28 protein-coding genes are annotated in these 19050 nt (G+C 45.0%); all 28 read left to right on the top strand.

Annotated features, from left to right (window positions below; genetic code table 11):
* The first annotated feature begins 12 nt into the window (after nucleotides 1-12).
* The 28 genes from rpoC to secY all read left to right on the top strand — a co-directional run bounded on the left by rpoC (nucleotide 13) and on the right by secY (nucleotide 19047).
* Nucleotides 13-3465: a DNA-directed RNA polymerase subunit beta' gene (gene rpoC, locus DP73_RS06095; protein WP_034598238.1), complete on the top strand. Its 3453-nt coding sequence runs from the start codon at nucleotides 13-15 to the stop codon at nucleotides 3463-3465.
* Nucleotides 3466-3514: 49 nt separating this feature from the next.
* Complete coding sequence (locus tag DP73_RS06090) at nucleotides 3515-3766, top strand: ribosomal L7Ae/L30e/S12e/Gadd45 family protein (RefSeq protein ID WP_034598295.1); 252 nt, start codon at nucleotides 3515-3517, stop codon at nucleotides 3764-3766.
* Between the two features lie 94 nt (nucleotides 3767-3860).
* Nucleotides 3861-4280 (top strand): 30S ribosomal protein S12, encoded by a 420-nt coding sequence (rpsL, locus tag DP73_RS06085; protein ID WP_034598235.1) that lies wholly within the window; start codon nucleotides 3861-3863, stop codon nucleotides 4278-4280.
* Between the two features lie 48 nt (nucleotides 4281-4328).
* A complete protein-coding gene (gene rpsG, locus DP73_RS06080; RefSeq protein WP_014901231.1) occupies nucleotides 4329-4799 on the top strand; it encodes a 30S ribosomal protein S7 in 471 nt (156 codons plus the stop codon).
* A gap of 39 nt (nucleotides 4800-4838) precedes the next feature.
* Nucleotides 4839-6917: an elongation factor G gene (gene fusA / locus DP73_RS06075; protein ID WP_034598233.1), complete on the top strand. Its 2079-nt coding sequence runs from the start codon at nucleotides 4839-4841 to the stop codon at nucleotides 6915-6917.
* Nucleotides 6918-7014: 97 nt separating this feature from the next.
* Nucleotides 7015-8220 (top strand): elongation factor Tu, encoded by a 1206-nt coding sequence (gene tuf / locus DP73_RS06070; protein ID WP_034598232.1) that lies wholly within the window; start codon nucleotides 7015-7017, stop codon nucleotides 8218-8220.
* 234 nt (nucleotides 8221-8454) lie between these two features.
* Nucleotides 8455-8760, top strand: coding sequence for a 30S ribosomal protein S10 (rpsJ, locus tag DP73_RS06065; RefSeq protein ID WP_007778414.1), 306 nt, complete (start codon nucleotides 8455-8457; stop codon nucleotides 8758-8760).
* 178 nt (nucleotides 8761-8938) lie between these two features.
* A complete protein-coding gene (gene rplC / locus DP73_RS06060; protein ID WP_034598230.1) occupies nucleotides 8939-9568 on the top strand; it encodes a 50S ribosomal protein L3 in 630 nt (209 codons plus the stop codon).
* Between the two features lie 23 nt (nucleotides 9569-9591).
* Complete coding sequence (gene rplD / locus DP73_RS06055) at nucleotides 9592-10215, top strand: 50S ribosomal protein L4 (RefSeq protein ID WP_034598228.1); 624 nt, start codon at nucleotides 9592-9594, stop codon at nucleotides 10213-10215.
* The gene (gene rplW, locus DP73_RS06050; protein ID WP_014901236.1) at nucleotides 10215-10502 is read left to right on the top strand and encodes a 50S ribosomal protein L23; all 288 of its coding nucleotides are present in this window, start codon (nucleotides 10215-10217) and stop codon (nucleotides 10500-10502) included. The genes rplD and rplW overlap by 1 nt, the downstream gene beginning before the upstream one ends.
* 33 nt (nucleotides 10503-10535) lie before the next feature.
* Nucleotides 10536-11363 (top strand): 50S ribosomal protein L2, encoded by an 828-nt coding sequence (gene rplB / locus DP73_RS06045; protein ID WP_034598226.1) that lies wholly within the window; start codon nucleotides 10536-10538, stop codon nucleotides 11361-11363.
* A gap of 18 nt (nucleotides 11364-11381) precedes the next feature.
* Nucleotides 11382-11663 (top strand): 30S ribosomal protein S19, encoded by a 282-nt coding sequence (rpsS, locus tag DP73_RS06040; RefSeq protein WP_034598224.1) that lies wholly within the window; start codon nucleotides 11382-11384, stop codon nucleotides 11661-11663.
* A gap of 21 nt (nucleotides 11664-11684) precedes the next feature.
* Entirely contained in the window at nucleotides 11685-12026 is a 342-nt protein-coding gene (gene rplV / locus DP73_RS06035) for a 50S ribosomal protein L22 (protein ID WP_034598223.1), read from the top strand.
* Nucleotides 12027-12029: 3 nt separating this feature from the next.
* Entirely contained in the window at nucleotides 12030-12692 is a 663-nt protein-coding gene (gene rpsC / locus DP73_RS06030; RefSeq protein ID WP_014901240.1) for a 30S ribosomal protein S3, read from the top strand.
* Nucleotides 12693-13130, top strand: coding sequence for a 50S ribosomal protein L16 (gene rplP, locus DP73_RS06025; RefSeq protein WP_014901241.1), 438 nt, complete (start codon nucleotides 12693-12695; stop codon nucleotides 13128-13130). It abuts the gene before it with no gap.
* A complete protein-coding gene (rpmC, locus tag DP73_RS06020; RefSeq protein WP_014901242.1) occupies nucleotides 13120-13323 on the top strand; it encodes a 50S ribosomal protein L29 in 204 nt (67 codons plus the stop codon). Before rplP ends, rpmC begins: the two co-directional genes overlap by 11 nt.
* A 23-nt stretch (nucleotides 13324-13346) precedes the next feature.
* Nucleotides 13347-13607, top strand: a complete 261-nt coding sequence (rpsQ, locus tag DP73_RS06015) for a 30S ribosomal protein S17 (protein ID WP_014901243.1) — start codon at nucleotides 13347-13349, stop codon at nucleotides 13605-13607.
* Between the two features lie 32 nt (nucleotides 13608-13639).
* Nucleotides 13640-14005 carry a 50S ribosomal protein L14 gene (rplN, locus tag DP73_RS06010; RefSeq protein ID WP_014901244.1) on the top strand — a complete coding sequence of 122 codons (366 nt, stop codon included), beginning with the start codon at nucleotides 13640-13642 and terminating at the stop codon, nucleotides 14003-14005.
* Nucleotides 14006-14032: 27 nt separating this feature from the next.
* Complete coding sequence (gene rplX, locus DP73_RS06005; protein ID WP_014901245.1) at nucleotides 14033-14386, top strand: 50S ribosomal protein L24; 354 nt, start codon at nucleotides 14033-14035, stop codon at nucleotides 14384-14386.
* Between the two features lie 20 nt (nucleotides 14387-14406).
* Nucleotides 14407-14946, top strand: a complete 540-nt coding sequence (gene rplE / locus DP73_RS06000; RefSeq protein ID WP_034598221.1) for a 50S ribosomal protein L5 — start codon at nucleotides 14407-14409, stop codon at nucleotides 14944-14946.
* 20 nt (nucleotides 14947-14966) lie between these two features.
* Complete coding sequence (locus DP73_RS22410; protein ID WP_014182804.1) at nucleotides 14967-15152, top strand: type Z 30S ribosomal protein S14; 186 nt, start codon at nucleotides 14967-14969, stop codon at nucleotides 15150-15152.
* Nucleotides 15153-15180: 28 nt separating this feature from the next.
* On the top strand, nucleotides 15181-15579 hold the full coding sequence (gene rpsH, locus DP73_RS05995; RefSeq protein ID WP_014901247.1) for a 30S ribosomal protein S8: 399 nt from the start codon (nucleotides 15181-15183) through the stop codon (nucleotides 15577-15579).
* 21 nt (nucleotides 15580-15600) lie between these two features.
* Nucleotides 15601-16155, top strand: coding sequence for a 50S ribosomal protein L6 (rplF, locus tag DP73_RS05990; protein WP_034598219.1), 555 nt, complete (start codon nucleotides 15601-15603; stop codon nucleotides 16153-16155).
* Between the two features lie 54 nt (nucleotides 16156-16209).
* Nucleotides 16210-16578, top strand: a complete 369-nt coding sequence (gene rplR / locus DP73_RS05985) for a 50S ribosomal protein L18 (RefSeq protein WP_034598218.1) — start codon at nucleotides 16210-16212, stop codon at nucleotides 16576-16578.
* 26 nt (nucleotides 16579-16604) lie between these two features.
* Complete coding sequence (gene rpsE, locus DP73_RS05980) at nucleotides 16605-17105, top strand: 30S ribosomal protein S5 (RefSeq protein WP_014901250.1); 501 nt, start codon at nucleotides 16605-16607, stop codon at nucleotides 17103-17105.
* 12 nt (nucleotides 17106-17117) lie between these two features.
* Nucleotides 17118-17300, top strand: coding sequence for a 50S ribosomal protein L30 (gene rpmD / locus DP73_RS05975; protein WP_014901251.1), 183 nt, complete (start codon nucleotides 17118-17120; stop codon nucleotides 17298-17300).
* Nucleotides 17301-17318: 18 nt separating this feature from the next.
* Nucleotides 17319-17759, top strand: coding sequence for a 50S ribosomal protein L15 (rplO, locus tag DP73_RS05970; RefSeq protein WP_034598217.1), 441 nt, complete (start codon nucleotides 17319-17321; stop codon nucleotides 17757-17759).
* Between the two features lies 1 nt (nucleotide 17760).
* Nucleotides 17761-19047 (top strand): preprotein translocase subunit SecY, encoded by a 1287-nt coding sequence (gene secY, locus DP73_RS05965; RefSeq protein ID WP_034598215.1) that lies wholly within the window; start codon nucleotides 17761-17763, stop codon nucleotides 19045-19047.
* Nucleotides 19048-19050 lie beyond the last annotated feature (3 nt).

Here is a 19050-nt window from a genome sequence, read left to right as displayed (position 1 = left end):
GAGCGATAAGGATTGCTTGACGTCAATAACTTCGACCGTATGCGTATCGGTTTAGCTTCTCCGGATATGATTCGCGAATGGTCATTCGGAGAAGTAAAGAAGCCTGAAACTATTAACTATCGAACCTTAAAGCCGGAACGTGAAGGTTTGTTTTGTGAAAAAATCTTTGGACCTACCCGAGATTGGGAGTGTCACTGCGGGAAATACAAGAGAGTTCGTTATAAAGGAATTGTCTGTGATCGTTGCGGAGTTGAAGTAACACGTTCAAAAGTTCGCCGCGAGCGGATGGGACACATTGTTCTTGCTGCTCCTGTATCACATATCTGGTATTTTAAAGGGATTCCAAGTCGTATGGGGTTGCTTTTAGACATGTCCCCACGTGCTTTGGAGAAAGTGTTATATTTTGTTTCATATATTGTTACAGACCCTGGCGATACTTCTTTAATGAAGAAGCAGCTCCTCACTGAAACGGAGTATAGGGAATATCGTGATAAATATGGAGATCGTTTTCAAGCCAGCATGGGCGCGGAAGCGGTTAAAGAATTACTCGCTGAAATGGATTTGGAAAAACTCAATGAAGAACTTCGAATTGAGCTAAAGGAAGTATCCGGACAGCGGAAAATCCGAGCTATTCGTCGTCTTGAAGTTGTAGAAGCTTTTAAGTCCTCCGGCAATCGTCCTGACTGGATGATCATGGATGTTGTACCGGTAATTCCACCGGAACTACGACCTATGGTGCAACTGGACGGTGGTCGATTTGCTACATCGGATCTTAATGATCTCTATCGTCGGGTAATCAACAGAAATAATCGTCTAAAACGTCTATTAGATCTGGGTGCGCCTGATATTATTGTACGAAACGAAAAAAGAATGCTCCAAGAGGCAGTCGATGCATTGATTGATAATGGCCGCCGTGGTCGTCCTGTGACCGGCCCGGGAAACAGGCCCCTTAAGTCTCTCAGCGATATGTTAAAAGGGAAGCAAGGCCGTTTCCGTCAGAACTTATTAGGTAAGCGGGTGGATTATTCAGGTCGATCGGTTATCGTCGTTGGCCCAAATCTCAAGCTTCATCAGTGTGGTCTGCCTAAAGAAATGGCGTTGGAACTCTTTAAGCCATTTGTGATGAAAAAGCTTGTTAATGAAGGTCATGCACATAATATCAAAAGTGCTAAACGCATGGTCGAACGGGTGCGTGCCGAGGTATGGGATGTTCTTGAAGAGGTTATCTCAGATCATCCAGTCCTTTTGAATCGTGCACCAACTCTTCACCGTTTAGGGATTCAGGCCTTTGAGCCAATTTTGGTCGAAGGTCGAGCTCTGCAGATTCACCCATTAGTTTGTACAGCGTATAATGCTGACTTTGACGGTGACCAGATGGCAGTTCACGTGCCATTGTCGGCAGAGGCTCAGTCTGAAGCGAGACTATTAATGCTCTCAGCTCATAATATCCTTAACCCAAAAGATGGCAGACCTGTTGCCACTCCTACTCAGGATATGGTATTAGGATCCTATTATCTAACGATGCAGAGACCGGGAGCTTTTGGCGAAGGGAAAATATTCAAGGATTACGACGAAGCTGTTTTAGCCTACGATACTAAAGAAGTTCACTTGCAGGCTAAGATTAAAGTTCGACGTAATGATGGAAAACTGTTGGAGACAACGGTTGGACGTCTGATTTTTAACTCTGTCATCCCTCCTCAAATTGGATATTTCAATGAAGTAGTCGGCAAAAAAGGACTTGCGGATATTGTTGCTAAGACTTATCGTAAGGCAGGCTATGAAGCCACTGCCCAATTGTTGGATGGACTGAAGAGTCAAGGTTTCAAGTTTTCAACTAGAGCAGGTATGACTGTTGGTTTAACAGACATTACCGTACCAAAGGAGAAAACAGAGATCCTCACTGCTGCGGATGCTTCCGTTGCCAAGACGGAATTACAATATCGACGCGGTTTAATAACTAACGAAGAGCGATACAATCTAGTCATTGATACTTGGGCAAAAGCTACAAAGACTGTAACCCAAGCATTAATGGATTCTTTAGATGAGTTTAACCCGGTCTATATGATGGCGACATCCGGTGCCCGTGGTAATATTCAGCAGCTTAGACAATTGGCAGGAATGAGGGGACTTATGGCAGACCCTTCCGGACGAACTATCGAGTTGCCTATTAAAGCAAACTTCCGTGAAGGACTTACGGTTTTAGAGTACTTTATTTCTTCTCACGGTGCTCGTAAAGGTCTGGCGGATACTGCTCTAAGAACTGCTGACTCAGGTTACCTGACACGGCGATTGGTAGACGTCTCTCAAGATGTGATTGTACGGGAAGAAGATTGTGGAACCTTAAATGGCATTATGGTCGAGGATATCAAGGATGGCCCAGAAATTATCGAGCCATTAGTAGATCGTCTGGTAGGTCGTTTTGTCTTAGAGGATCTGCATCATCCTGAGACCGGAGAAATCCTGGCTTCGCCGGATACTGAAATGACAGAAGAACAAGCCGCTGAAATTGCAAAATGTTTCGATTCGGCAGTGATTCGTTCTGTCTTAACCTGCAAATCACGGTACGGAGTATGTAAGAAATGTTATGGTCGTAATTTAGCAACAGGTAGACCGGTTGAGATGGGGGAAGCAGTAGGGATTATTGCCGCTCAATCTATCGGGGAACCTGGAACTCAGTTGACCATGCGTACCTTCCACACCGGGGGGGTTGCCGGAGATGATATTACCCAAGGTCTTCCACGGGTAGAGGAGCTATTCGAAGCACGTAAACCTAAGGGTCAAGCGATCATCGCAGAAACAGTCGGAAAAGTCTCGATCAGCGAGATTAAGGGACGACGTGAGGTAGATCTTCTCACAGAGGCGGATGAACACATCGTTTATTCCATCCCCTATGGCTCCAGGCTTTGTGTCAAAGAAGGACAGATAGTCGAAGCTGGGGATGAATTAACTGAAGGTAGTATTAACCCACATGATATGCTTAAGGTCAAAGGACAACGGGGAGTTCAAGTCTATCTATTAGGAGAAGTTCAGCGTGTATATAGACTCCAAGGGGTAGATATTAACGATAAGCATATTGAGGTTATGGTACGTCAGATGCTTCGCAAAGTGAAGATTGATGATGCGGGAGACACAAGCTTGCTTCCGGGTGGGCTTATTGATGTCTTTGATTTCCAAGATGAGAATGCCCAGGCGATTGCAGAAGGTGGAGAACCGGCAGTTGCTCACCCCGTTCTGTTGGGGATAACAAAGGCTTCATTAGCTACCGACTCCTTCCTGTCGGCGGCATCTTTCCAAGAAACCACCAGAGTGCTTACCGAGGCGGCAATCAAAGGAAAGGTTGATCCATTGCTTGGTCTAAAAGAAAATGTGATCATCGGAAAGTTAATTCCTGCCGGAACGGGCATGTTAAGATATCATAATGTAAAAACAATGGATGCAAATGGGACCGAATTATTGACACGTTAGGGCTCAAATGCTAAACTACTATAGTGTGATTAAGGGGGAAAGCATTTTGGTGCTTGATGAGACCTTCAAACACGCCAAACAGAAGACAGTTGGGTTAAAGCAAACCCAGCGAGCCCTTGAAAAAGGGCGTGTTCGGCGTGTATATATGGCCAAAGATGCCGAAAGCCATGTGCGTCGACCTGTCATTGAATGGTGCGATAGCCATAATATCGAGCTGGTCGAAGTTCCTACAATGAAGGAACTTGGGAAAGCATGCGGAATTGAGGTAGGTACTGCTATCGCGGCTATATTACATGAGTAGATACTAATCTATACAGCGAATTTTGGAATTGCTTGTTAGATGCTGTGGCAAGCAATTCCTTGTATATTGATTTTACCAGAAAGGAGGCGGAGACATGCCGACAATTAATCAACTTATCCGTAAGGGACGTAGCAGTGTCGCACAAAAATCTACAGCTCCAGCTTTACAGTGGGGCTATAACTCACTTAAACGTAAGCAATATCCCTCAGGAGGATCCCCACAAAAACGGGGTGTTTGTACTAGGGTTTATACCACGACTCCTAAGAAGCCTAACTCAGCGCTTCGAAAGGTCGCTCGTGTGCGTTTAACTAATGGACTTGAGGTTACGACCTATATCCCTGGAATTGGTCACAACCTACAAGAGCACTCTGTAGTTCTTATTCGTGGTGGTCGTGTTAAGGACATCCCTGGTGTTCGTTATCACGTTATTCGTGGCGCTTTGGATACAACTGCCGTTCAAAAACGTATGCAAGGGCGTTCTAAGTATGGTGCAAAACGTCCTAAGAAAGCCTAAGACGAACTGTTGAATTGTTAAATATATTGATACAAAGGAGGTTGCCAAATGCCACGTAAGGGATATGTTGCTAAACGGGATGTTCTGCCAGATCCGATTTACAAGAATCAAACTCTGACAAAGTTCATCAATCAAATTATGTTAGATGGTAAAAAGGGTACGGCCGAAGCTATCTGCTATGGCGCGTTTAATATGATTCAGGAAAAGTCGGGTAAAGATCCGCTTGAAGTTTTTGGTACTGCGCTGAAAAATGTTATGCCGGTATTAGAAGTTAAGGCTCGTCGTGTTGGTGGAGCTAACTATCAGGTTCCCATTGAAGTACGTGCTGAGCGTCGTACAACACTAGCACTTCGCTGGCTTGTCGCTATGGCTCGTAAACGAGGCGAGAAGACAATGCAAGAGAAGATTGCCGGTGAATTACTCGATGCCGCTAATAATACTGGTGGATCTGTTAAGAAAAAAGATGATATGCACAAAATGGCTGAGGCCAATAAGGCTTTTGCGCATTACAAGTGGTAATTTGAGACACACTTATTTTGACAGAAAGGGGGATTCTCAATGGCAAGACAATTTTCACTCGAGAATACACGCAATATAGGAATTATGGCTCACATTGACGCGGGTAAAACGACAACAACAGAACGTATCCTTTTTTACACCGGGCGTGTGCATAAAATTGGAGAAGTTCACGATGGCGCCGCGACGATGGATTGGATGGTTCAGGAGCAAGAACGTGGTATTACTATCACATCCGCTGCCACAACATGCCAATGGAGAAGCAATCGGATCAACATAATTGACACACCAGGGCACGTGGACTTCACAGTGGAAGTGGAACGTTCCCTACGTGTACTTGACGGTGCTGTAGCTGTGTTTTGTTCGGTTGGTGGCGTTGAACCACAATCCGAAACTGTATGGCGTCAAGCGGATAAATATAAAGTTCCGCGTATCGCATTTATTAACAAGATGGACCGCTTAGGTGCTGACTTCTTCCGGGGCGTATCAATGATTTCTGATCGTTTGGGAGCAAATCCGGTTCCAATTCAGTTGCCGATCGGTGTTGAGGAGAACTTCAAAGGAATTGTCGATTTAGTAACCATGAACGCAGTTGTATATACAGATGATTTAGGTACAACAGCCGAACAAAGTGCGATCCCTGAGGATATGGTTGATTTAGCCACTGAGTATCGGGAGAAGCTGATTGAAGCGGTTTCAGAAACCAGTGAAGAACTGATGATGAAGTACCTTGAAGGGGAAGAACTAACCGAGCAAGAAATTCGCGATGGTATACGTCGTGGTGTTGTCGGTAATAAATTCATTCCTGTTATATGTGGTTCTGCGTTCAAGAACAAAGGCGTACAACCTCTGCTCGACGCAGTTGTAGATTATATGCCATCTCCTCTTGACGTTCCTCCAATTAATGGTGTACATCCTGATACTGGGGCTGAAGACAAGCGGACAGCATCTGATACTGAGCCCTTCTCCGCACTGGCCTTTAAGATCATGGCAGACCCATTTGTTGGAAAACTTGCTTTCTTCCGGGTCTACTCCGGAGTTTTAGGTGCAGGTTCTTATGTCTTCAACTCAACTAAGGGAAAACGCGAGCGCATTGGACGCATACTCCAAATGCACGCTAACCATAGAGAAGATATTCAAGAAGTCCGCTCCGGTGATATCGCCGCTGCTGTCGGCTTGAAAGATACTTCAACTGGGGATACCTTATGTGACGAAAAAAGTCCGATCATCTTAGAAAAAATGGTGTTCCCGGAACCTGTTATCTCAGTCTCGATTGAGCCTAAGACTAAAGCAGACCAAGAAAAAATGGGTGGGGCTCTCGGCCGCTTAGCGGAAGAAGATCCAACCTTCAGAATGCACACTGACATAGAAACCGGGCAGACAATTATTGAAGGTATGGGTGAGCTTCATCTGGAGATCATCGTTGACCGCCTGCAGCGTGAATTTAAGGTTCAGTGTGATGTTGGTCGGCCACAAGTTGCTTATAAAGAAACTATCCGCCGTACTGTTAAAGCAGAAGGAAAGTTCGTACGTCAGTCAGGTGGTCGTGGACAATACGGTCACTGTTGGGTCGAACTGGAACCGCTTGAACCCGGTAGTGGTTTTGAATTTGTTAACAAAGTGGTCGGGGGTGTTATTCCGAGAGAATACATCAATCCTATTGGTGCTGGTATTGAAGAGGCAATGGCAAATGGTATTCTTGCCGGTTACCCACTTCTCGACATGCGTGCAACTGTATATGATGGTTCTTATCATGATGTTGACTCGTCTGAAATGGCTTTTAAGATTGCTGGATCTATGGCCTTTAAAGCCGGTGCACTCAAGGCAGATCCTGTAATCATTGAACCAATTGAGAAAATCGAAGTGACCGTTCCCGAGGAATATATGGGAGATGTCATAGGGGATATTAGTTCACGTAGAGGACGGATTGAAGGAATGGAAGCACGGGGCAACACTCAAGTTGTTCGTGGATATGTTCCACTTTCTGAGATGTTTGGTTATTCCACCGACTTGCGTTCTGCAACTCAAGGCCGAGGGGTCTATGTAATGCAGTTTGACCACTACGAGGAAGTTCCCAAAAACATTGCGGATGGTATTATTGCTAAACGCCAAGGGTCATAAGCGGGGTTGGAGACGCGAGGCGGGAACAATTTGAAATTCTTGCTCTCGTATCTCCCTGAATTATAAAATTTCAAAGTATTTTAAAGGAGTGAAAAAAATGGGAAAAGCTAAATACGAACGTACAAAACCTCATGTTAACGTAGGAACCATTGGTCACGTTGACCATGGTAAAACTACAACAACGGCAGCTATTACCGTTGTACTTTCCAAACACGGTGGCGCAGTTGCTACAGCGTTTGATCAAATCGACAAGGCTCCTGAAGAGCGTGAGCGTGGAATTACCATTTCAACAGCACACGTTGAGTATGAAACTGACAATCGTCACTATGCTCACGTAGACTGCCCAGGGCACGCTGACTATGTTAAAAACATGATCACCGGTGCTGCTCAAATGGACGGCGCAATCCTCTGTGTTTCCGCAGCTGATGGCCCAATGCCACAAACTCGTGAGCACATCCTCTTAGCTCGCCAAGTAGGTGTTCCTAGCATTGTAGTTTGGCTTAATAAAGTCGACATGGTTGATGATCCGGAACTTATCGAGCTCGTTGAGATGGAACTACGTGAACTTTTAACTGCTCAAGAATATGATGGCGACAATGTTCCCATCATTCCTGGATCAGGACTCAAAGCACTTCAATGTGGTTGCGGAACGCGTGAATGCGAGTGGTGTGGAAAGATCTGGAATCTAATGGACGCAGTTGACTCCTATATACCAACTCCAGCTCGTGACACTGACAAGCCTTTCTTAATGCCAGTCGAGGATGTATTCACGATTACTGGTCGTGGTACTGTTGCTACAGGCCGTGTTGAGCGTGGTATCGTTAAAGTCGGAGACGAAGTTGAAATCGTTGGATTAGCTGAAGCTTCTCGTAAGAGCGTTGTAACCGGCGTTGAAATGTTCCGCAAATTGCTTGATCAAGCTCAAGCAGGAGACAACATCGGAGCACTCCTCCGTGGAGTTGAGCGTAAAGACATCGAGCGCGGTCAAGTTTTAGCAAAAGCTGGATCCATTAAACCATTCACCAAGTTTACTGGTGAGGTGTACGTTCTTAATAAAGAAGAGGGTGGACGTCATACTCCATTCTTCCATAACTATCGTCCACAATTCTACTTCCGTACTACTGACGTTACTGGCGTAATCACTCTTCCAGAGGGTGTCGAAATGGTTATGCCTGGAGACCGTGTAACGATTGAAGTTGAACTTATCACTCCAATCGCTATGGAAGAAGGACTCCGCTTCGCTATCCGTGAAGGTGGCCGTACTGTTGGTTCAGGTATCGTAGCAAAAATTGCTGCTAAATAATTAGGTCTTGATAAGACTCAAATGACGAGAGGAGACTTTCCTCTCGTCATTGAAGGAAGAGCAAAGCTAGTCGGTGGTTTGATCGCTGGATCATATCACTACAAATTATCTAGTCTTTGCCATCTGACTTCTGGAATGGCGTAAAAGGTTGCTGGTCGAGTGACTCCGCTCGGACAGGGAATTTTTACGCTCGAAACCCGTATAACGGGAATTATGAGGGGGTAGTTATAACTTATGAGCCAAAAAATCAGAATCCGCCTGAAAGCATTTGATCACAAGACTCTTGACCAATCAGCAGAACGTATTGTCGAAACTGCTAAACGGACAGGCGCACAGGTTAGTGGACCAATTCCGTTGCCGACAGAGAAAAGTATTTACACGATTTTGCGTTCGCCGCATGTCAATAAGGATTCACGTGAACAATTTGAGATGCGCACTCATAAACGGCTTATTGATATTCTTGAGCCGACGCCTAAAACGGTTGATGCACTTATGCGATTAGATTTACCAGCAGGCGTAGATATCGAAATTAAGTTGTAATTAGCTAATTTTTTACTAGCATATCGTATTATTATATGATATACTATCGTTATGTTTGTTGCGTGAAACACCCGGCTGCGTGGAGTTGCTGCCGGGTCGATCCAACAATAAAATAAAAAAACATTTTCGTGCTCTGGAGAAATCCGGCGCACTTCAAAGTGTTTAGGAGGTGGCATTCGTGTCAAAAGGAATTTTGGGTAAAAAAATTGGTATGACTCAGGTATTTACGGATGAAGGACGTGTGGTTCCGGTTACTGTTGTTGAAGCAGGACCCTGTCCGGTAGTTCAGAAGAAGACGATGGCAACAGATGGCTACAATGCTATTCAGGTGGGCTTTTCTATTCTTCGCGATGGCTTGAGCAACAAGCCTCAAAAAGGACATTTCTCAAAGGCTTCACTAAAGCCGATGCGCTATGTTCGTGAGTTTCGTGTTAACGATGTTGATAGCTATGAGATTGGCCAAGAAGTTAAAGTTGATCTATTCTCAGTTGGCGACAAAGTTGATGTTGTAGGCAAATCAAAGGGAAAAGGGTTTGAGGGCATGATTAAGCGTAATGGCGCTAGTCGTGGACCAATGGCTCATGGTTCTAAGTATCACAGACGTTCAGGTTCCCTTGGCGCGAAAGGCCCGGCTCGAGTTTTCAAAGGTCGTGTGCTGCCAGGACGTATGGGTGGCGAACGTGTAACGGTACAAAATCTGGAGGTTATCCGGGTTGATGTGGATAAAAACTTGATCTTGATTAAAGGGGCTGTCCCTGGAGCGAATAAGTCGTTGCTCATTCTGAAGCCTTCTGTCAAGGCGAAGTAACACTGGGAAAGGAGGAATAAGCAATGCCGAAAGTTCAAGTAGTAAATATGCAAGGTGCAGCTGTCGGAGAAATTGAACTCAGTGACAATGTGTTTGGGATCACTCCGAATGTTCATGTTCTTCATTCAGCAGTTGTCTCGCAATTAGCCTCTGAAAGACGCGGAACTCAATCCGCTCTGTTACGCGGCGAAGTTCGCGGGGGTGGACGTAAACCGTGGCGTCAAAAAGGAACGGGCCGTGCGCGTTCTGGAAGTACTCGCTCACCATTGTGGAGAGGCGGCGGTGTAATCTTCGCTCCGAAACCACGTAAATATGGTTTTAAACTTCCTAAGAAAGTCCGTCGATTGGCTTTATATTCGGCGCTTTCATCGAAAGTGTTAGAGCAACAGTTGATTGTCCTCGATGCATTAAGTCTGAGCGAAGTTAAAACACGCGAAATCGTGAAAGTGCTTAAAGCTCTTAATGTTGACAAGAAAGCAATCATCGTAATGGATAATGCAGATGAGGCAGTGCTTCGTTCTGCACGAAATATTGAGGGTGTCAAAGCTATGGATGTAGCTGGAATGAATATAGTAGATCTACTTAATCATGACATTCTTGTGATGACTAAAGCGGCAGTAACTAAAGCAGAGGAGGTGTTAGCGTAATGCGCGACGCACGTGATGTCCTCAAAAGTCCAGTAATCTCCGAGAAGTCAGTAGGGCTTGTCGAAGAAAATAAGTACACCTTCTGGGTAGATCCTGCAGCGAATAAAATCGAAATCAAAGCTGCGGTCGAAAAGATGTTTAAAGTAACCGTGGTTGAAATCCGCACATTATCTGTTAAAGGAAAAATGAAACGGGTTGGAAAATATCAAGGCAAGACATCGGACCGCAAAAAAGCGATTGCTACGCTAAAAGCTGGAGATAAGATTGAAAACTTCGCAGGCCTATAAGCAGCTTGAAGCAAAGGAGGATAAGGAAGACCTATGGCAATAAAGACGTTTAAACCAACCTCTCCAAGTCGTCGTAACATGACTGTTTCGACTTTTGAAGAGCTGACTAGAACTGAACCAGAACGCTCATTAGTCAAATCACTGACTAAAAAAGCGGGTCGCAATAACGATGGCCGTTTAAGTGTACGCCATAAAGGCGGCGGACATAAACGTAAGTATCGTGTTATTGACTTTAAACGTAATAAAGACGGAATTCCTGCTCGAGTAGCGAGCATCGAATACGATCCAAATCGTTCTGCTAATATTGCGTTATTGTATTATCAAGATGGCTTTAAATCCTATATTTTAGCACCGAACGGATTACATGTTGATCAAATCGTTGTATCCGGTCCGGATGCAGACATTAAAGTAGGGAATGCACTTCCGCTTCTGAATATCCCGGTTGGTACAGTGTTGCACAACATTGAGATGAAGCCTGGCAAGGGCGCGCAAATGGTTCGCTCAGCTGGTGGATCAGCCCAACTTATGGCTAAAGAAGGTTCATATGCTACTTTAAGACTTCCATCAGGCGAAATGAGAATGATCCGTATTGAGTGCAGAGCAACAATCGGTGAAGTCGGAAATCTCGACCATGAAAACATTAATGTTGGTAAAGCGGGAAGATCACGCTGGATGGGTATTCGCCCAACTGTTCGTGGATCTGTTATGAATCCTTGTGACCACCCACACGGTGGTGGAGAAGGCCGTAACTCGATTGGCCGCAACCCATGTACACCTTGGGGTAAACCTGCACTGGGTGCTAAGACCCGAAAGAAAAAGAATCCGTCGAATCGCTTTATTGTGAAGCGGCGCAGTAAGTAGTCGAAAGGAGGCCCATGAATGAGCAGATCTCTTAAAAAAGGACCTTTCGTCGAAGCTCGTTTACTTGAACGTGTAGAAGCAATGAACGAATCAGGTGACAAGCGCGTTATTAAGACGTGGTCCAGACGCTCAACAATTTTCCCGCAAATGGTCGGACTCACCATTGCGGTTCACGATGGACGAAAACATGTTCCTATCTATGTTACAGAAGACATGGTTGGTCATAAACTAGGAGAGTTTTCGCCTACACGCACCTATAAGGGCCATGCTGGCAGTGAAAAATCCAGCGGCTTACGATAATTCGAGAGGAGGTTAAGGCACATGCAAGCAAAAGCAGTGGCAAAATATGTACGTATCTCTCCTCGTAAGGTACGCCAAGTTGTTAATTTGATTCGTGGCAAGAAAGTCAGTGATGCATTCGCAATCCTTCAGTTTACCGCTAAAGGGTCAACTGACGATGTGACTAAAGTACTGAAGTCTGCAGTCGCGAATGCGGGGCATAACTACGACATGAATGCTGATGAACTGTATGTTACAGAAATATGTGTGGATCAAGGACCGACTTTAAAACGTATCAAGCCTCGGGCTATGGGACGTGCTGACCAAATCCGGAAACGGACGAGTCACATAACTGTGGTCGTAGGCGAGAAGAAGGAGGGCTAAGCTGTGGGTCAAAAGGTAAATCCCAAAGGCCTCCGCGTCGGAATCATCCGGGACTGGGAAAGCCGTTGGTATGCAGATAAGAACTACATGGAACTTCTTCATGAGGACCTGAAGATTCGTGAGTTCGTCAAAAATAAACTTAAACAAGCAGGATGCCCTAAAGTTGAAATCGAAAGGGCAGCTAGCCGAGTTAAGGTATCTGTTTATGCTGCAAAACCCGGTATTGTTATCGGACGTGGCGGTACAGAAGTCGAAAACTTACGCAAACAACTTGAAGCCATCACTGGCAAGCAAGTAGCTGTAAATATCGTTGAAATCAAAAAGCCTGAACTTGACGCACAACTGGTTTCAGAAAACATTGCATTACAACTTGAGAAGCGTGTATCCTTCCGTCGTGCAATGAAGCAAACAGTTGGTCGGACAATGAGACAGGGCGCTCAAGGTATTAAAATTCAATGCAGCGGCCGTTTGGCAGGAGCCGAAATTGCCCGAACTGAATGGTATCATGAGGGAAAAGTACCCCTTCACACCCTACGTGCAGATATTGATTACGGATTTGCCGAAGCAAATACCACGTATGGAAAAATTGGTATCAAAGTTTGGATTTATAAAGGTGAAGTTCTTCCCGCCAAGAAGGTCGTCGCTCAGGTGGAAGGAGGAAACTAGATGCTAGTCCCAACCAGAGTGAAACATCGGAAACAACATCGTGGACGCTTAACAGGAAAGGCTACACGAGGAAATAAAATTACGTTTGGTGAATACGGTCTTATGGCAATGGAAGCAGGCTGGATCACTAACCGTCAAATCGAGGCAGCTCGTATTGCCATGACACGTTACATTAAACGTGGTGGTCAAGTTTGGATTAAAATATTCCCGGACAAACCTATTACAGCTAAGCCTGCTGAAACACGTATGGGTAGTGGTAAAGGTTCACCGGAGTACTGGGTAGCTGTTGTAAAGCCAGGCCGTGTAATGTTTGAATTAAACGGCGTAACCGAGGAACAAGCCCGTGAGGCATTACGTCTTGCTATGCATAAACTCCCTATCAAGTGCAAGTTCGTTGCTCGTGCAGATCAAGAAGGAGGTGACGCAAATGAAAACTAAAGATTTCCGTGATTTAACAAATGAAGAAGTACTAAAGGAAATCGACGAGTTTAAAACAGAACTGTTTAATTTGCGTTTCCAGTTAGCAACGGGACAATTAGATAACCCGATGCGAATTCGTGAAGTCCGCAAAGGAATAGCCCGCGGTAAAACGATTCTTCGAGAGCGTGAGTTGAAGATTGAACGTGCCTAAGGCGAGAAAGGAGGCATTCTAACGTGGAAAGAGCCCAACGTAAAGTTCGATCTGGCAAAGTTGTCAGCGACAAAATGAACAAAACTGTCGTTGTGTTAGTTGAAATAACGGAGAGTCATCCGATCTACAAAAAATCAATTACACGAACGAAAAAATATAAGGCTCATGACGAGAACAATGAAGCCCGTATCGGGGACACTGTCACGATCATGGAAACTCGCCACTTAAGTAAAGATAAGTGCTGGCGCGTAGTTGAGATAACTGAGAGATCAGTTGCTCTCTAAATCTGATATTTGTTCGGAAGGGGGTCAATGGAATGATCCAGGTACAAACTAGGCTTAGAGTTGGCGACAACTCAGGGGCTAAAGAGTTGATGTGTATTCGTGTGCTCGGCGGATCAATGCGTCGATATGCAACGATTGGAGATATTATTGTAGCTTCTGTTAAACAAGCAACGCCTGGGGGCGTTGTTAAAAAGGGAGACGTCGTCAAAGCTGTTGTAGTGCGGACAACGAAAGAAATTCGCCGCAGCGACGGATCCTATATTCGGTTTAGCGAAAATGCAGCTGTACTGATTAAAGATGACAAGAGCCCTCGCGGTACTCGTATCTTTGGACCAGTAGCACGTGAGCTGCGGGATAACTACATGAAAATTATTTCCTTAGCACCGGAAGTTATCTAAGACCCATGATGGGTGGAGGTGAAGAAAGTGGCTGCTACTAAGCATAAGGTACAACCTAATAAGATACACGTAAAAAAAGGTGACTACGTCATGGTGATCAGCGGCAAGGATGCTGGTAAAAAGGGCAAAGTCATTGATGTAATTCGTAAAAAGGGCCGAGTCGTTGTTGAGAAGGCTAATATGGTAAAACGTCATACTAAACCCTCTCAAAGCATGCCTCAAGGCGGCATTGTTTCGAAAGAAGCTCCTATGGCCAGCTCAAATGTAATGTTATATTGTCAAGAGTGCAAATCCGTGACTCGTGTGAGCTTTAAGGTAACTGAAGAAGGAAAATTCCGCGTGTGTAAACATTGCGGTGAGACTCTTCCGGATAAACACTAATCGCGAAAGGAGGGACCTTAGTGGCTCGTCTGCATGATAGATACCTAAACGAAATTGCTCCTGCTCTACAGCAGAAGTTTGCTTATAAAAATGTAATGCAAATTCCTAGAGTTGATAAAATCGTTATCAACATGGGTGTCGGTGAAGCTGTTCAAAACTCCAAGGCTATTGATTCTGCTGTTGGAGATCTTATGAAAATTGCTGGGCAAAAGCCGATCGTTACCCGGGCTAAGAAGTCCATTGCGGCGTTTAAGCTTCGCGAAGGAATGCCCATTGGATGTAAAGTGACCTTACGTGGTCAACGTATGTATGAATTCATGGATCGTCTTTTAAACGTAGCCTTGCCTCGTGTTCGTGACTTCCGCGGTATTTCAGCAAAGGCGTTTGACGGACGTGGCAACTACACGTTAGGAATTAAGGAGCAACTGATCTTTCCTGAAATAGAGTACGATAAGATCGATAAGCTCCGTGGAATGGATGTAGTCTTTGTAACAACGGCAAAAACCGATGAAGAGGCACGTGAATTGCTTCGTGGATTCGGAATGCCGTACCGTGATTAGAGAAAAGGAGGTTCGAGAACGTGGCTAAGACATCAATGGTTGTCCGCCAAAATCGTGGACAAAAATTCGCAGTGCGTTCGCATAACCGATGCAAGCTTTGTGGACGTCCCCATGCTTACATGCGGAAATTCGGAATATGCCGGATTTGCTTCCGGGAGTTAGCTCACAAAGGGGAACTTCCTGGAGTCACGAAGGCCAGTTGGTAAAACATTGTAAGGAAGGGGGACGACTTAAGTGTCAATGTCAGATCCGATAGCAGATTTTTTAACTCGTATCCGCAACGCTGGAATGGTTTACCACGATAAAGTTGAGGTGCCAGCATCTCGTATTAAGAGAGAGCTTGCGGAACTGCTCAAAGCAGAAGGGTATATCAAGGACGTAGAATATATTGCCGACGATAAACAAGGCGTGATTCGTATGTATTTGAAATATGGACCAAATCGCGAGCGTGTTATTACAGGGCTAAAACGGATAAGCCGTCCAGGACTTCGTGTATATGCGAAGAAGGATGAAATCCCTAAAGTTCTTGGAGGACTCGGAATCGCAATTATCTCCACTTCTAAGGGGATAATGACTGATAGAAATGCTCGCAAAGAGGGCCTAGGCGGAGAAGTAATCTCCTACATTTGGTAATTTTCAACGGAGGTGCAGTGAATGTCCAGAATTGGCAAGCGCCCCATTGGCATCCCCAGTGGTGTGGACTTCAAAATAGAGAATAACGTTGTTACAGTTAGCGGACCAAAAGGTTCATTAACCAGGGAACTCCATTCATTAATGAACATTTCCGTGGAAAACTCGCAAATCATTGTTGCACGGCCAGATGATCAACCCCTAAGCCGCTCTCTGCATGGACTGACTCGTACCCTGATTGCCAACATGGTGGAAGGTGTTACGAACGGTTTTACGAAGGGTCTCGACATGGTCGGGGTTGGATATCGTGCTGCAAAGCAAGGAAACAAGCTAGTTTTAACCGTAGGAAAATCTCACCCGGTAGAGCTTACTCCTTTTGAAGGAATTGACTTTGATGTCCCGGCACCTAACAAGATTTTGATCAAAGGGATGGATAAAGAGCTCGTAGGTGCTTTTGCCGCTATTGTACGTTCAGAGCGACTGCCTGAGCCTTACAAAGGCAAGGGGATTAAATACGAAGGTGAAATAATCCGTCGTAAGGTTGGTAAGACCGGTGGTAAAAAAGGCGGTAAGAAGTAATAAAAACTAGGCAAGGGCAAAATCTCTTGCCAACGTGAAAGGAGTGTGTTCCCTTTGATAAAGCGCATTGATCGTAAGGCAATTCGCATGAAAAAGCATAAGAGTATTCGTAAGAATGTAGTCGGAGTTGCCGAGCGTCCTCGCTTAGCAGTGTTTCGGAGCTTGAATCATATCTATGCTCAAGTAATTAATGACGAGCTCGGAGTAACACTTGTTGCGGCTTCTTCACTCGACCCAGAGTTCAAAGCAGCAGAATTGTCAGGCGGAAACACCGCTGGCGCTCAAAAGGTTGGCGAACTAGTTGCGAAGAAGGCTCTTGAAAAAGGAATTACGAAAGTAGTATTCGATCGTGGAGGAAATGTTTATCACGGCCGAATCTCAGCATTAGCGGAATCAGCGCGAGAAGCTGGACTTAGCTTCTAAGCTTGGGTAAAGGAGGAATTTTCAAATTGGCGAAGTTCGAAGCTAATAAATCAGACATGATTGAAAAGGTTGTTCATATTGCCCGTGTGGCCAAAGTTGTAAAAGGTGGACGCCGCTTTAGCTTTAGCGCTCTTGTTGTAGTCGGAGACGGCAACGGACGTGTTGGTGCTGGACTGGGGAAAGCTGGAGAAGTTCCTGAGGCAATTCGTAAAGGAATTGAAGATGCTAAAAAGAACCTCATCAGTGTTCCTATGCACGGAACTACTATTACTCATCCTATCATCGGAGTTTTTGGTGCAGGACAAGTAATGTTAAAGCCGGCTTCAAAAGGTACTGGAGTTATTGCAGGCGGAGCTGTTCGTGCAGTTCTAGAGGTTGCTGGAGTTCATGACATCTTAGCGAAGTCATTGGGTTCAGCTAATGCGCATAATATGGTTAATGCGACGATGACAGCCTTAAAATCTCTTAAGCGTCCAGAAGAGATTGCCAAACTCCGAGGCAAGACCGTAGCAGAAGTTCTAGGTTAAGGAGGTTCGGTCATGAAAATCAAAGTGACACTGACAAAGAGCCCAATCGGTTATTCACAAGCACAGCACAAAGTGTTACAAGCACTCGGCTTAGGAAAAGTAGGATCAAGTGCAATTCATGAGGACAGTCCTGGAATTCTAGGAATGGTTCGCAAATGCATGCATTTGGTTACGGTAGAAACACTAGCTCAATAAAAGGAGGTGTGGGTCAGCATGAAACTGCATGAACTAAAGCCTGCTGAGGGATCAACACATGCCCCTAAGCGTTTAGGCCGTGGAATTGGCTCCGGACATGGCAAAACGTCCGGTAAAGGACACAAAGGTCAGAATTCGCGAGCTGGTGGCGGAGTACGTCCTGGTTTTGAAGGTGGACAAAATCCATTGTTTCGCAGGATGCCCAAACGCGGCTTTAAAAATATCTCAAGAAAAGAAATAATTGCATTGAATGTTCGTGACTTAGAACGTTTTGAGGACGGATCTGAAGTTACGATTGAAAGCCTCTTTGAAATCGGTTTAATCAAAGCTGTTAAGGATGGCGTGAAGATTCTTGCAACTGGGGATTTGACCAAAGCTCTGACCGTCAAAATTGACAAAGTCAGCCCAGCAGCGGCAAAGAAGATAGTTGCGGCGGGTGGAAAAGTAGAGGTGGAATAGTATGAGTGTCGATTCCCTGAAGAATGCATGGAATGTAGCGGATCTCAGGAAGAAAATCGGTTATACTTTGTTGATGTTCTTGATTTTTAGAATCGGGGCACATATTCCAACTCCCTTTATTGATCGTGAACTTCTAAATCAGATGTTCGGATCAGGAGCCATGATGAACTTTATGGACACGATCTCAGGAGGCTCATTCAAAAGTCTCTCTGTTTTCGCACTTAGCATTACTCCCTATATTACTGCTTCCATCATTCTTCAGCTTTTGACCATCGTCATTCCCACCCTTGAGCGTCTCTCTAAAGAGGGCGACTTTGGACGTAAGAAGATAACGCAGTATACTAGGTATAGTACCGTTGCTCTTGGATTCATCCAAGCCTTTGGTTTAACCTACGGTATACGTGCTGCTGTAAATGTTGCCAGCCCAGCAATGAAATGGCCGACTTATCTACTGATAGCACTTGTACTAACTGCCGGAACAGCCTTCTTAATGTGGCTTGGAGAGGCAATTACCGAAAAGGGGATTGGAAACGGTATCTCTCTAATCATCTTTGCAGGAATTGTTTCTCGTGTTCCTTCTGCACTAGCATCCTTGTGGGAAATGTTAAGAGTTGGAGAGATCAATGCACTGTCGATTATTGGATTGCTCATTATTGTAGTGTTTATTACAGCAGGAGTTATCTATGTTCAAGAAGGGCAACGTCGTGTAACTGTACAATATGCAAAGAGAGTTGTTGGCCGTAGAGTCTATGGAGGGCAAAGCAGCCATATTCCTCTAAAGGTTAATCAAGCAGGGGTTATTCCGGTTATCTTTGCAATGTCCTTGCTTGCGTTTCCGCAGACAATTGCATCTTGGACACCAACTTCCGGTTTTGCCAGGTTTGTCAACACATGGTTCAGCATGAATGGCAGTATCACTTCAATCCCTTATCTTCTGCTTTATGGTGCGCTCATCTTATTCTTTACGTACTTCTATACATCTATCACCTTTAATCCGGTAGATGTAGCGGACAACTTGAAGAAGTATGGGGGATTCATCCCCGGCCTCCGACCTGGGCGACCAACGGCAGAATATTTAACAAAAGTATTAAACCGTATAACTCTCGCAGGTGGTTTATTTCTAGCTTTGATTGCAGTCCTACCGACACTAGTTATTGGACTTACAGGACTCAAGAACATCTATTTTGGTGGAACATCCCTTCTGATTGTGGTTGGGGTTGCCCTCGATACGATGAAACAAATTGAATCCCAACTTATGTCGAGGCATTATCAAGGATTTATGAAATAAGAG

The sequence above is a fragment of the Desulfosporosinus sp. HMP52 genome (assembly GCF_000765145.1).
Taxonomy (GTDB): domain Bacteria; phylum Bacillota; class Desulfitobacteriia; order Desulfitobacteriales; family Desulfitobacteriaceae; genus Desulfosporosinus.
Note: the sequence above shows the minus strand (reverse complement) of the source record. Positions and strands in the feature narration are given on the sequence as shown.